Here is a 12,036-nt window from a genome sequence, read left to right as displayed (position 1 = left end):
AATGAAGAGCTTTAATGATTCATTAACAGGTAAATATTTGCGTATTGCCCTCCCCGCTGCGTTGGAGGGCATTTTTATGACCTTTCTGGCTGCGGCAGATTTGATTATGGTAGGCGTATTAGGGGCTAAGGCCATAGCGGCGGTAAGTATTTTTCTGCCGCTGCGCCTGGTACTGCTGACAGTATCGCGCTCAATGGCATCAGCAGTTACGATTCTGACAGCGAATAAATTCGGTTCCGGACAATATTCCGCCATTAAGGTTTTGCTGCGCCAAAGCTTTACTGTCAGCAGTGTTCTGCTTGTAGTGTTGCATCTGCTTTTCTATGGATTTTTTGAGAAGCTGGTGGTGTTGATGGGTGCGCAGAGCGATTATCTGGAGCTGGCGCTGGCTTACGGCAATATTGCCGTAGCTGCAGTACTGCTAAACTCACTGTCACTCTTGCTGCAGGGAACCTTGTTGGGTGTAGGCCGGACAAGCGCTATTATGAAAAGTAATATTGTCGGCAATGTGGTGAATATCGTCTGCAATTATTTTCTCATTACCGGCTTCGGCAGTTTTGACGGCTGGGGTGTGCGTGGCGCGGCAATCAGCACGATTATCGGCTCTCTGTGTACTCTTGGTATCACCGTCTGGATTATGAAGCAAGAGGGCTTTTTCAGTGATGGACTGCTGCAGCTGCCGGATAAAATCTTCTGGCGGGAATTTATGCCGGTATTCGGCGGTGTTTTCAGTGAGCTTGGTGCGGAACGCATCGGTATGCTGGCTTATGGCTGGATGACTGCGCGTCTTGGTACTCTGCCCTATGCAGTACACAGCATTTGCTATAATATCTGCGATTTTTCTTATGATTTTATCTTCGGCTTCGGCAAGGCTAATATGGTGCTGGCCGGGCAGATGCGCGGTGCCGCTGATTATGTAACATGGAAGCGCTGCCGCAGTATAGGCTTTAAATGGGGCCTGGGGCTTTCCGTTGCCTCTTTTATTATTCTGTATGCCGCACGCGTGCCCATTTTCAGTGTTTATTCACAGGATGCGCAGGCGCTTGCTCTCAGTGAAACGGTAATGTTCTGGGTGGCAGCCGTTTGCATACCGCAGGGGCATACGATTATCACGGCAGGCATATTGCGTGGCAGCGGTCAGACTACTGCCGTTGCCGTCTATTCCTTTGTGCTGATTACCGTTTTGCGTCCATTGATGACAGCCTTCTTTATCTATTATTGCAAGCTAGGGATTGTGGGCGCTTGGGTACCGATGTTTTTGGACCAGTCGCTGCGCAGTCTGTGCTTTACCTGGAAGGTTATGCGGATACGCGGGCTTAAGGATTTAATAAAATAAATATGCCGTATAAAAAGCAAAACAGCTTCTGCATCGCAGAAGCTGCTTTTGTCGTATAAATATATAAAATTACTTTGTTGCAAGGTTGCAGCAGGCTATAGTGCTTACTCTGCAAAGCTAGTTCCCAGCTCTTTTTCTGCCAGACGGATGAAGGCACGGATTGCCTCCTCCAGCTGTGGCTGCGGCGTATCCTCTTCCTTGCAGTGAGAAATACCGGGATCAGATTGAGCGAACATCATTACCGAAGGTACAACAGCATTCAGAGGCACGGCATCATGCAGCGGTGCGGAATACATGCTGTGTCTTGCACCTGTTTCCTCCTTTACGGCAGCGTTGCAGTCCTCTACCAGCTGCTCATCAAACAGTATCGGTTCAGCATGCCAGATAGGCTCAAATTCTACAGTGAGCTTACCCTCCTTTGCATGCTTCTGCGCCGCAGCCTTGGCTTCTGCAACTATCGTTTGCATTGTTTCCGGCTTAATGCTGCGCTGGTCCAGCGAAATGCGGCAATAGCCAGGAGAAATAGTAGTCAGGTCAGGCTTGACCTCGATATTGCCGACAGTGCAATAGGAATCATATTTAAGAGCGATTTCACGTAAATCAAGGGTGGTCTGTGCTGCCGCGATAAAGGCATCCTGACGCAGGGCAACCGGCGAACCGCAATGGCCCTGCTGTCCGCGGAAGGTGATGTACTGGCGGTTGCACCCGCAGACGCCGTAAACGCAGGCTACGCTTTTTTTGGCTAAAGCCAGCAGCGGTGCCTGCTCGATGTGCAGCTCCAGGTAAGCTTTGACTGGCAGCTTGGCAAAGGCTGTGTGTGCCTCCCCTATTCTGTTGGCATCAAGGCCGTATTCCTGCCAGACATCGCTGAAGCTGCGGCCGTTTTCCTGATGGATTAAGGGCAGCACATCCTTGCTTGTGACAATGCCGCTGACAGCACTGCTGCCAAGACAGCTTTTACCGAAGGCTACACCCTCTTCATCTGCCCAACCGACAACGTAAAGAGTTTTGGCAGGCTTTTTATCTGCCAGACTGTAGGCACCGATACCCATGCCTGCTACAACGCCTAAAGCGCCGTCCAGCCAGCCTCCGTTTGGTACGGAATCGAGATGGCTGCCGATAACAATACACTCCTCGCTGGCGCCGGCAAATTTGGCCCAGCTGTTGCCTGCAGCATCTGTCCAAACCTCGGCACCTGCAGCCTGCATCTTTTGGGAAAACCATTCCGTTGCTTTCTTGAATGTCGGTGTCCAGGCGATGCGCTGTGCTCCGTCTATATCAGAGGTTAAGGCTGCCAGCTCCTTGAGATCGGCAACAATGTTTTTGGCTATTTGTTCACGTTTCATATAATGCTCCCTTCCTGCTTCATTAGGCTTTTGTATAGCGGCAAAAGCGTAAAAAAACAAGTTTATTATATTTTATTATAGCTTTAAAACAAATTTGTTCCGCTGTTTTATCTGCTCCGATAAGAGCGTTACAGCAAACAAGCATAGGATAGCTTATCTGCATTATATACAAATCGGCGTCAATTTACAAGACGGAATAATGAACCTGCAAAAGTATAGCGAAAATAAAAACAAGCTGCTGCCTTCACTTTTGCTACAAAGAAGGCAGCAGTTTTTCAGTTACATCGTGTAAAGAATGGAATTAATAAATTTAATTTAATTCATGAACAGCTTGCTTCAGCTGCTCAAGTCCCTGTAATAATAGCGCGCGGGGGCAGGCAACGTTGATACGTTCAAAGGCTTCTCTCTCTTTGCCGAAGATACCGCCGCCGTCAAGCCAAAGGTGTGCTTTATGCCAGAGCCACTGCTTGCGTTCGGCAGCTGTAAGGCCTAAGGCACTGCAATCAAGCCAAATCAGATATGTCCCATCAGGCCAGAGCAGCTTAATCTGCGGCAGGTTCTGCTTCAGATAAGCATCAACAAATTTAATGTTATCTTCGATATAAGTCTTTGCCTGTTTTAGCCAATCTTCGCCATAAGTGTAGGCCGCCTGGCAGGCAACGAGTCCCATGGTATTTACCTGGCTGTAGCCTGCTGCTGCCACTTGCTTGCGGAAGCGGTGGCGTAAAATTTTGTTGGGAATGAAGATGTTGGATACCTGTAGGCCGGCAATGTTGAAGGTTTTGCTGGGTGCAGTGCAGATTACACAATTTTGCTCGTACTGTTCACCCAAACTTGCAAAAACCGTCTGAGAGTTATTTCCCCAGACGAAATCGCCGTGAATTTCATCACTTACGGTAATTACACCATGCTTAAGGCAGATATCGCCCACTTTTTGCAGCTCGTCGCGTGTCCAGACACGGCCTACGGGGTTATGCGGTGAGCATAAAAGCATCAGCTTAACATTATTGGCGATGATTTTTTCTTCCAAATCGGCAAAGTCCATTTCATAATGATCGTTTTTCAGAATGAGCGGTGAATTAATCAGCTTGCGCTCATTATCCTCAATAATCTCGCTGAAAGGATAATAAACCGGCTGCTGTACAAGTACGCCCTCACCTTTTTTAGTGAAGGCCTTCACTGCCATCGCAAGGGCAAAAACTATGCCGGGAGTTTTGGTGAGCCATTCGGATTCAGGGCTCCAGTTGAAATGCTTAGTATACCAGTCGCGGACAGCCTGAAAATATGCTTCTGTACTTTCACTATAGCCGAAGATGGCATGTTGGCAGCGTTCAACAAGTGCTTCCTGTATTTCCCGGGCAATAGGAAAATCCATATCTGCTACCCAAAAAGGTAAGACGTCTGCCGGACGACCACGCTGGATGGCAAAATCATATTTTAGGCAGTCTGTATTACGTCTGTCGATTATCTTGTCAAAATCATATTTAGTCATAAACTATCACCAAACTTTATTTTCATAAATTATTTTACTGCAGCAAAGGCCTGTGCCAAATCGTCAATCAGATCCTGCGTTGCTTCGATGCCTGTAGAGAAGCGCAGCAGACAATCCGTAATCCCCTTTTCGGCACATTCTTCGGCAGTAAGGTCGGTATGCGTCTGGCGAATCGGATAGGTTATCAGGCTTTCCGTACCGCCAAGGCTTTCGGCAAATTTAATGAGCTTGACGCCCTCAAGAATTTGGCGTGCCGTTTCCGCGTTGTCGACAGCAAAGGAAATCATGCCGCCGAAGCCGGTGGTCTGCGCTTTGTTGATTGCATAACCGGGATGATTTTCCAGACCGGGATATAAAACGTATTGTACACGCGGTTGCTCCTGCAGCCATTTGGCAATGGCAAAAGCATTTTTCTGGTGCTGCTCCATACGCAGCGGCAGAGTTTTGATACCGCGGATAACGAGCCAGGCATCAAGTGCTCCCAGACAGGCACCGGTTGTTTTATAAATCAGACGCAGCTTGTCGGCGATAACAGGATCCTTGACCACGGTAAAGCCTACGAGTACATCGTTGTGACCGCAAAGATATTTTGTTCCGCTATGGATAACGATATCAGCGCCAAGGTCCAGCGGTCTTTGAAAATATGGTGTCAGAAAGGTATTGTCGACGATAACCAAAAAGTTATTTTCATGGGCGATTTTACTGATAGCACGCAAATCACTGATTTCCATTGTGGGGTTGGTCGGTGTTTCCAAAAAGATGGCTTTAGTGTTGGGCTTAATGGCAGCCTTGATTTCTTCCAGCTTAGAAGTATGCACAGAGGTGAACTCTACATCGTTTTTGGCGTTAAGGTTGCGGAACAGACGGAAGGAGCCGCCGTAGAGATCGTTGCCGGTGATGATATGGTCGCCGGGCGCGAACAGATTCATAACCGCATCAACTGCAGCCATGCCGGAGGAAAAAGCCAAGGCATCGACACCGTTTTCCAATGCTGCTAAAAGCTGTTCTAGGCGTGCACGTGTCGGGTTGGATTCACGTGTATAGTTAAAGCCTGTGGTGTCCCCCAACTTGGGGTGTGCAAAGGTTGAGGAAAGATAAATTGCCGGGGTAATGCTGCCGGTTGCGTCAGCTGCGCCGATTTCATGAATACATTTTGTTGCAAATTCCATAGTGTCATCTTCTCCTTTCAAGGTCAGGCGGCAAGATACCGGATATTGCATCAGAACTGCAGCAAGCAGTTTTATGCACGTTACTGCATTTTTTCTCCTCCGGAATCTTCTCACCTGTTGAGCGTGATATTGTCAAATTTTTTATTCGTGAAACAAAATCAACAAGCAATGCTTGTGTGATGTTTGCTTGATAATTTACACGATAAAACCTAGCTTGTCAATAGGTAAATTTACAGCTTTTGTTATGTTTTTGGGCGCTATAATGAAGAAATGTAAAATAAAAAATTATATTTATTTTATTCTTCGCTATTAGCAAACTATATAGCCAAGTGATTTTTGTAACATCGTTTACAAATCTACTAAAATACTAGGCTTTTTGAAATTTTTTTCGTTTTTTTGTTGACAGATGCTTTGACAAGTTGTATATTTTTACTCACAAGTTCATATACGAGCGATGAAAAGAAGAGTACGCAAGGAGTACTGCCACAGAGAGCTTCCGTTTGGTGCAAGGAAGTGCAGGAGATTTTGCCGAAGATGGTCTTGGAGCTGATTGGCTGAAGCGCAAGTTTAGGTCGTCCGGGTGCACCCGTTACAGTGCTGAAGTATTAATGGCTTAAGGCCAGCGTACTTGAGGAGGCTGCTATCGTGAGGTAGCAGTGAAATTGGGTGGTACCACGAAGTTTGCTTTCGTCCCTTACTGCATAATGAAAATGCGGTATGGATAAACGAAGGCTTTTTTTATTTTAGTTTTACAAAGGAGACGATGAATTATGTTGAAAAAATTATTGGTTATTGCGTTATCTGTAGTGGCATTGGCAGCAGCAGGCTGCGGCGGCGGTGATAAACAGGCTCAAACAACGATTAAGGTTGGTGCTACCGCCGGTCCCCATGCCGAGGTTGTGGAGGCTGCGGCCAAGGAAGCGGCCAAAAGTGGCCTGAAGGTACAGGTTGTGGAGTTCTCTGATTACGTTACTCCGGATAAGGCTTTGGCGGATGGTGAGCTGGATTTGGTAAGCTACCAGCATAAGCCCTTCCTGGATAATTTCAACAAGACGAACAAGACTGACCTTGTACCCATCGGCAATGCTATTTTAATGCGCATGGGCATTTACAGTGATAAGGTGCATGATGTGAAGGATATTCCGGATGGTGCAACGATTGCTATTCCTAATGACCCGACAAACGGCGGCCGTGGTCTGTTGCTTTTGCAGCGCGCCGGTCTGTTAAAATTAAAAGATGGTGTGGGCATGAAGGCTACGCCGAAGGATGTTGTCGATAATCCTAAGCATCTGAAATTTAAGGAGCTGGAGGCAGCACAGCTGCCGCGCAGCCTGGCTGATGTAGATGCTGCTGCTATTACCATGAACTATGTAATGAGCGGTGGCCTGGATGTTAAAAAGCAGAATATCTTCCTTGAGCCTAAGGACGAACCGCTGGCTGTAATGATTATTGCTGCCCGTAACAAAGACAAGGATAAAGAAGCTTATAAAGCATTTGTGAAGGCTTACCAGTCTGAGGCTGTGAAGAAGTTTATTGCCGATAAATATAAAGGAACTATTGAACCTGCATTTTAATGTAGAAAATAAAAATATATAGAAAAGCTCCCCTTAATATCAGCTGCAGCAAATGTACAGTATATTAAGGGGAGTTTTTATTAATCGGTATAGTTTGCAGTTATTATTTTTTATTGTTTTCTTTCATACGGAAGCAGAAGGTGCAATGACCATCCGCATACATGATATGGTCATGCACACATTCCATATTTTCGTTATAGCCTTCTGCGATAGCAGGATCGATATTTTCGCAATAAATGCGTCCGTATTTTTCTTCACCTGCATCCATCCAGGTTTTGGCAAATACGCAGCGGTGAAAATCCTGGTGAATACCGTCTTGCTTATAAACAGTATCGTAACCGAATTCTTCGCTGCGGCCCATATCGTAGTTATCCAGATAATTTTCCAGTGTATTTTCTTTGCCGTTGGCTTTGGCGCGGGCAGCAATGTCCTTGCCTCGTTCAATACCAAATTCTTTAACGCTGTCCTCTAAGACCTTCAGGCCTTTTTCGCCAAATTCTTTTTCCAGATTTTTGGCGGTAATAGAAAACATCCTGGCAAATAAAACAAACATGGAAACCGGTTCTTTAACTTCTTCTTGCATTTTAATAATCCCTCACTTGTTTTGCATTGGACTATATACGGAAACCTATATAGCTCATATGCATTATACAAAAAAGTCGTAAATCATACAAGACGAAATTGCAAATTTAAAAACGACAATATCGTGAAAAAGAAAATCTCGTTACTTGCGCAAGGAAGCAACGAGATTAGTACAAGGTTTATTTCTGCATACCGATTAAACCGCCGACCTGATCGGCAATCTGCTTCAGGTCATGCACCAAATTTTTTTCCAGACGGGGCATGGCACTGGCAAAGACAGTGACGCTGACAGTGCCGATGAGGTCTTTATTTAAATCAAAAATCGGTACAGCGATACTGCCGACATCAAGATTAAATTCTTCTTTTTCTACAGAATAGCCTTTAACCGTAATTTCATCGAGCTGTTTTTGCAGCTCCTGTTTATTTTTTAAGGTATACGGAGTATAGGGCTTAAATTCAATATCGTCCAGATAATCAGGGCGTGCGGGAAGCAGTACATGCTTTAAAAGCAGCTTGCCGGATGAGGTAACGTATTCCGGCAGAGGCGTATATTCGGACAAGGTGATGTAATAAGAGGTGCTGACGGGATAAGCACAATAAATCGTGACAATTTCATCCTGATTGACAATCTGCAGGCTGGCAGTTATATGATACTTTTCTGCCAACGCATTCATCAGCGGTTTACAGAGAATGATATAAGAACGGATTTGGCTTTGGATAATGCCTGCTTTGCTCAGAAAAAAGCTGCCCAAGCGGTAATGGTTGGTGTTATGGTCTAAAAGCAGCAGATTGTTTGCTACCATTGTATTGATAAGTCCACGGGCTGTGTTGACGTTCAGTTTTGTTTTGGCGCTGATTTCATTGATGCTTATTTCAGGGTTGCTGTTGGTGAAGCAGTTGAGAATATCAATAGCACGCTGGACTGATTGAATTAGCTTTGGTGTAGTAGTAGTCATGATAATGCTCCTTCGATATCTTCGATACATTAAATATATTATAACATATATTTAGACTGACAATGAAGAGCTGGAGAGCCGTTTTTATAATACATTATTTTTGATTGGCGCAGACTATTTCAGCGTCTGACTGAAGAAAATATCTGAAAATGTGATTTGTGGAAATGTTTTACATTAATAGTACAAAAAAATCTTGACAGAGCTGCTGTAAAGTGATATAAGAAATAATATCAGACGATAATATAAAAAGAAAAACGATAATGTAAAGCGAAACACGTCTGATATATTTATTTTTTTGAGGGGGCATTACAAATGCAAAAGGAAACAAAGGGTGCTGGAGCACCGCGTCACTTTACTTTTAAAGAAAAATTAGCTGCTTTGGGACCCGGTTTTTTAATCTGCGGTTCCTTTATCGGTCCCGGTACTGTAACAAGCTCTACCAGAGCCGGTGCAGGTTATGGCTATGAATTATTATGGTGCATAGTCTTTTCCGTAATTGCCGTTATTGTTACACAAGGTATGGCAGCACGTTTAGGTGTAGTAACTCAAAAGGATTTGGCTGAAACCTTGCAGATTGCTTTTGATGACCGTCCGCTGCTCAGAAAATTCCTTGTAGGTCTGGTTGCCGTGGCTATCGCTGTAGGCGGCTTTGCTTATATGGGTGGTGACTTGACGGGTACTGCTTTGGGTGTCAGCGCATTGACCGGCGTTTCGACACATATCATCGCACCTATTTGGGGCCTGTGCATTATGGTGCTTTTGAGCTTTGCCGGTGATGCTTTGAAATATCTGGAAAAGCTTTTGGCTGTCTGCGTTGTAGTTATGTGCATTGTTTTTCTGATTACAATGCTTGTTGTACAACCGAACCTTGGCGAATTGTTTGGTGGTCTTGTACCGCACATTCCCGAAGGTTCTTTAATGACCTGCCTGGCTTTGATTGGTACTACCGTTGTTCCTTATAACATGTTTTTACATGCTGCCAGCGCCAAACGCACCTGGCATAGCGCCGAGGAACTGCCGTTGGTTGCCTTTGGTACTAACATTCCGATGATTATCGGCGGCATTGTAACCGGTGCAATTTTGATTACTTCCGCTGCCGTTATGCAGGGCATGACCGTAAAAAATGCTATGGATATGGCAGTTCAGCTGCAGCCCACTCTTGGTGATTTTGCTCAGCCGTTTATGGCTGTTGGCCTGGTTGCTGCCGGTGTTTCCAGTGCTGTCTGCACACCGATGGGCGTATCCTATGTACTTGCAGGCTTGTGGGGCTGGAAAACTGACAGAAGCGATAAACGCTTTGTTATTACTAATGCAGCAGTTCTTGTAACCGGTATTGTTATCTCTGCTTTCGGCTTTAATCCGATTGCGCTGATTATGACGGCACAGGCTGTTAACGGTATCGTTCTGCCTGTAGTTGTAGGCGTAACGGTTTATCTTACCTGCAGCAAGAAAATCATGGGTGAATTTACTAACAGTACTCTGCAAACCGCATTAGGCTGGATAATCTTCTTAATCAGCTTATATCTTGGTCTGAGCAGCGTTATCAGCCTGTTCTGATCTTATGTATAAAATAGTGAATTTTTGACTAGGAAAGAAGGATATTTTAATGAAAGACAGTAGACCTACTATCTATGACCCTAATTTTTTACCGACTAATATTTATAGTGGTGTTCCGACATTTTTGAATCTGCCTGTATTGGAAAACAAGGAAGATTTAAATAAGGTTGATGTTGCTGTTATGGGTGTGCCTTGGGAAGGCGGCTGCACCATTGGCGGCTATTCCTCCTGCACTGACGGTCCTAAATCCATTCGTACTGCTTCTATTCGTTATACCGGCTATCTGCCTGATTTTGATATTGACTCCTTTGAACATCTGACCGGTGGTGATTATGGCGATGTTGCTGTACAAAATGGTAACTACGAGTTCACCTTCGCACAGATTCGTGAAAGATATGGCGAGTTGCTGGATGCAAAGTGTGTGCCTATCGTTTTAGGCGGTGACCATGGTATCGCTTATCCTCTGATCAGCGAAATGGCAAAACGCCATCCGAAAAAAGTAGGCGTGCTGCACTTTGATGCTCATCTGGATAACTACGATAACTTCGGTGATGACAAATACTCTCGTTGCTCTCCGTTCTTCCAACTGTACAATGACCCCAATATGGATGCAACCAAGATTGCTCATATTGGTATTCGCGGACCGCGTAACCATCAGCAGGAATACAGAAATGCCCAAAAATACGGTGCTACCGTTATTCCCTGCCGCGAGATTAAAGAAGAAGGCTGGAAGGCCGCTATTAAAAAAGCTTTGGCTGTAGTTTCCAAGGATACGGAAGTAATTTATATTACTATCTGTGCCGATGCTCTGGATGCTGCTTATATGCCGCAAGGCCCGCAAGATATGGGTGGTCTGACCAGCTATGAATTGCTGAGCATGGTGCATGAGGCAGCTCTTGCCGGTGCCTGCTCTCTGGATTTCGTAGAGATTTATCCGGAAAACGGCACTCTGCAGACAGCATCTCACGTTGGCTGCTGGCTGGCGCTGTACTTCCTTAACGGTGTTGCTGAACGTCGTATGAAACTGGAAAATAAATAATTTTAAATACAAGAAGAGCAGTCTGTGTAGATGCAGACTGCTCTTTTGTCATAGTGAAGCCTTTTTGTGGCCTATATTTTGATAATAGTTTTTCGACTACTACTAGATAAAATACGTATATCAAGAAGTTTTTAGAGTAGTAACTCAAACTTCCTACTTAGTATTACATGAAAATAGAAAAATATCAACAATTTCTTGAAAAATATTTCCATGTACAATATAATAGACATTTTGTATAATATAATGCACAAATGAAAGGCTTAGACATTTTTTATATTACTCTAATAGCAAAGGAGTGAGGCTGCAGGTCTTTTTTGCTTGTGCGCACAGTATCTCTTTTTATGTTTAGGAAGGTCTACGCTTGTTTTAATTGCTAAAGCTGTATGGATATGCTAAAATGAATGTATTGCAAGGAGATGATTATTTTGATGTATCTATTTTAACATTAGATGATAATACTGAAATAGTACATTCAGAAATGCGTAATGACGGAATAGTAAAAGTTTATTTAGAGGTAAATGATGAAAAAACAAGATTATAAATTAGAAATTTATAAATTACTGGATTTAGAACTGGATGATTCTTCATTAGATACGAAAATTCAATTTGTAAAAAAGGTTTTGATTGACTATCAGAAAGATCATGAAGATCAATATGATGTTTCTAATAAAGGAAAACCATGGACTGACGAACAATTAAAAATTATTTTATCTGATGCACCTACTAAAGAGAATTGTGCAAAATATGCTGTATTGTTTAAAAGAGGTTATGGGAGTATAGAGCAAATTTATCGATGGGCCGCTACACTAATAAACAGTTTGGAAGGAAAAGGACGAAGTAACGATTCTTTTGTTTTACAGATAAAAAAAGTCGCTAGGCAAATAGGACTTAGAGGTTAATATTTATTAACTCAAACTTCCCCCACCGAAAATCAGCTTAATTCTTTGAAAACTGCATATTTCAGAAGATAAAAAAGGCGTAAAGC

General features: G+C 44.0%; 11 protein-coding genes and 1 other annotated feature. Of the genes, 6 read left to right on the top strand and 5 right to left on the bottom strand.

Going from position 1 to position 12,036, the window contains the following annotated elements; genetic code table 11:
• The first annotated feature begins 1 nt into the window (after position 1).
• A complete protein-coding gene (locus Q0612_RS00460) occupies positions 2-1,336 on the top strand; it encodes an MATE family efflux transporter (protein ID WP_298879358.1) in 1,335 nt (444 codons plus the stop codon).
• A gap of 104 nt (positions 1,337-1,440) precedes the next feature.
• Here Q0612_RS00460 and Q0612_RS00455 read toward each other — a convergent pair whose 3' ends face one another.
• From Q0612_RS00455 to Q0612_RS00445, 3 genes are all read right to left on the bottom strand, one after another.
• The gene (locus Q0612_RS00455) at positions 1,441-2,682 is read right to left on the bottom strand and encodes a hydantoinase/carbamoylase family amidase (protein WP_298879355.1); all 1,242 of its coding nucleotides are present in this window, start codon (positions 2,680-2,682) and stop codon (positions 1,441-1,443) included.
• 310 nt (positions 2,683-2,992) lie between these two features.
• On the bottom strand, positions 2,993-4,174 hold the full coding sequence (locus Q0612_RS00450) for a MalY/PatB family protein (RefSeq protein ID WP_298879352.1): 1,182 nt from the start codon (positions 4,172-4,174) through the stop codon (positions 2,993-2,995).
• Between the two features lie 29 nt (positions 4,175-4,203).
• Positions 4,204-5,343 (bottom strand): PLP-dependent aspartate aminotransferase family protein, encoded by a 1,140-nt coding sequence (locus Q0612_RS00445; RefSeq protein ID WP_298879349.1) that lies wholly within the window; start codon positions 5,341-5,343, stop codon positions 4,204-4,206.
• 445 nt (positions 5,344-5,788) lie between these two features.
• Positions 5,789-6,041: a binding site (T-box leader), on the top strand.
• Positions 6,042-6,113: 72 nt separating this feature from the next.
• Here Q0612_RS00445 and Q0612_RS00440 point away from each other — a divergent pair.
• Positions 6,114-6,917: a MetQ/NlpA family ABC transporter substrate-binding protein gene (locus Q0612_RS00440; protein WP_021720103.1), complete on the top strand. Its 804-nt coding sequence runs from the start codon at positions 6,114-6,116 to the stop codon at positions 6,915-6,917.
• A gap of 103 nt (positions 6,918-7,020) precedes the next feature.
• Here Q0612_RS00440 and Q0612_RS00435 read toward each other — a convergent pair whose 3' ends face one another.
• Positions 7,021-7,500, bottom strand: a complete 480-nt coding sequence (locus Q0612_RS00435) for an L-2-amino-thiazoline-4-carboxylic acid hydrolase (RefSeq protein WP_293692806.1) — start codon at positions 7,498-7,500, stop codon at positions 7,021-7,023.
• Positions 7,501-7,678: 178 nt separating this feature from the next.
• Complete coding sequence (locus tag Q0612_RS00430) at positions 7,679-8,455, bottom strand: IclR family transcriptional regulator (protein WP_298879345.1); 777 nt, start codon at positions 8,453-8,455, stop codon at positions 7,679-7,681.
• Between the two features lie 312 nt (positions 8,456-8,767).
• Between Q0612_RS00430 and Q0612_RS00425 the strand changes: the two genes are divergently transcribed.
• From Q0612_RS00425 to Q0612_RS00410, 4 genes are all read left to right on the top strand, one after another.
• A complete protein-coding gene (locus tag Q0612_RS00425; RefSeq protein ID WP_298879342.1) occupies positions 8,768-10,012 on the top strand; it encodes an Nramp family divalent metal transporter in 1,245 nt (414 codons plus the stop codon).
• Between the two features lie 49 nt (positions 10,013-10,061).
• On the top strand, positions 10,062-11,051 hold the full coding sequence (locus tag Q0612_RS00420) for an agmatinase family protein (RefSeq protein ID WP_298879339.1): 990 nt from the start codon (positions 10,062-10,064) through the stop codon (positions 11,049-11,051).
• 397 nt (positions 11,052-11,448) lie between these two features.
• Complete coding sequence (locus tag Q0612_RS00415; RefSeq protein ID WP_293692810.1) at positions 11,449-11,592, top strand: hypothetical protein; 144 nt, start codon at positions 11,449-11,451, stop codon at positions 11,590-11,592.
• Positions 11,573-11,950: a hypothetical protein gene (locus Q0612_RS00410; RefSeq protein WP_298879335.1), complete on the top strand. Its 378-nt coding sequence runs from the start codon at positions 11,573-11,575 to the stop codon at positions 11,948-11,950. The genes Q0612_RS00415 and Q0612_RS00410 overlap by 20 nt, the downstream gene beginning before the upstream one ends.
• The last annotated feature ends 86 nt before the right edge of the window (positions 11,951-12,036 follow it).

The sequence above is a fragment of the uncultured Phascolarctobacterium sp. genome (genome assembly GCF_937920985.1).
Classification (GTDB): domain Bacteria; phylum Bacillota; class Negativicutes; order Acidaminococcales; family Acidaminococcaceae; genus Phascolarctobacterium_A.
The sequence above is the reverse complement of the archived record's forward strand: the minus strand, read 5'-3'. Positions and strand labels throughout refer to the sequence as shown.

Excerpts from the sequence above, each read along its gene's own strand:
- Q0612_RS00410 (WP_298879335.1), top strand. The coding sequence starts at position 11,573 with ATGAAAAAACAAGATTATAAATTAGAAATTTATAAATTACTGGATTTA.
- Q0612_RS00455 (WP_298879355.1), bottom strand. The coding sequence starts at position 2,682 with ATGAAACGTGAACAAATAGCCAAAAACATTGTTGCCGATCTCAAGGAG.
- Q0612_RS00430 (WP_298879345.1), bottom strand. The coding sequence starts at position 8,455 with ATGACTACTACTACACCAAAGCTAATTCAATCAGTCCAGCGTGCTATT.
- Q0612_RS00460 (WP_298879358.1), top strand. The coding sequence starts at position 2 with ATGAAGAGCTTTAATGATTCATTAACAGGTAAATATTTGCGTATTGCC.
- Q0612_RS00435 (WP_293692806.1), bottom strand. The coding sequence starts at position 7,500 with ATGCAAGAAGAAGTTAAAGAACCGGTTTCCATGTTTGTTTTATTTGCC.
- Q0612_RS00450 (WP_298879352.1), bottom strand. The coding sequence starts at position 4,174 with ATGACTAAATATGATTTTGACAAGATAATCGACAGACGTAATACAGAC.
- Q0612_RS00425 (WP_298879342.1), top strand. The coding sequence starts at position 8,768 with ATGCAAAAGGAAACAAAGGGTGCTGGAGCACCGCGTCACTTTACTTTT.
- Q0612_RS00440 (WP_021720103.1), top strand. The coding sequence starts at position 6,114 with ATGTTGAAAAAATTATTGGTTATTGCGTTATCTGTAGTGGCATTGGCA.
- Q0612_RS00445 (WP_298879349.1), bottom strand. The coding sequence starts at position 5,343 with ATGGAATTTGCAACAAAATGTATTCATGAAATCGGCGCAGCTGACGCA.
- Q0612_RS00415 (WP_293692810.1), top strand. The coding sequence starts at position 11,449 with ATGAATGTATTGCAAGGAGATGATTATTTTGATGTATCTATTTTAACA.
- Q0612_RS00420 (WP_298879339.1), top strand. The coding sequence starts at position 10,062 with ATGAAAGACAGTAGACCTACTATCTATGACCCTAATTTTTTACCGACT.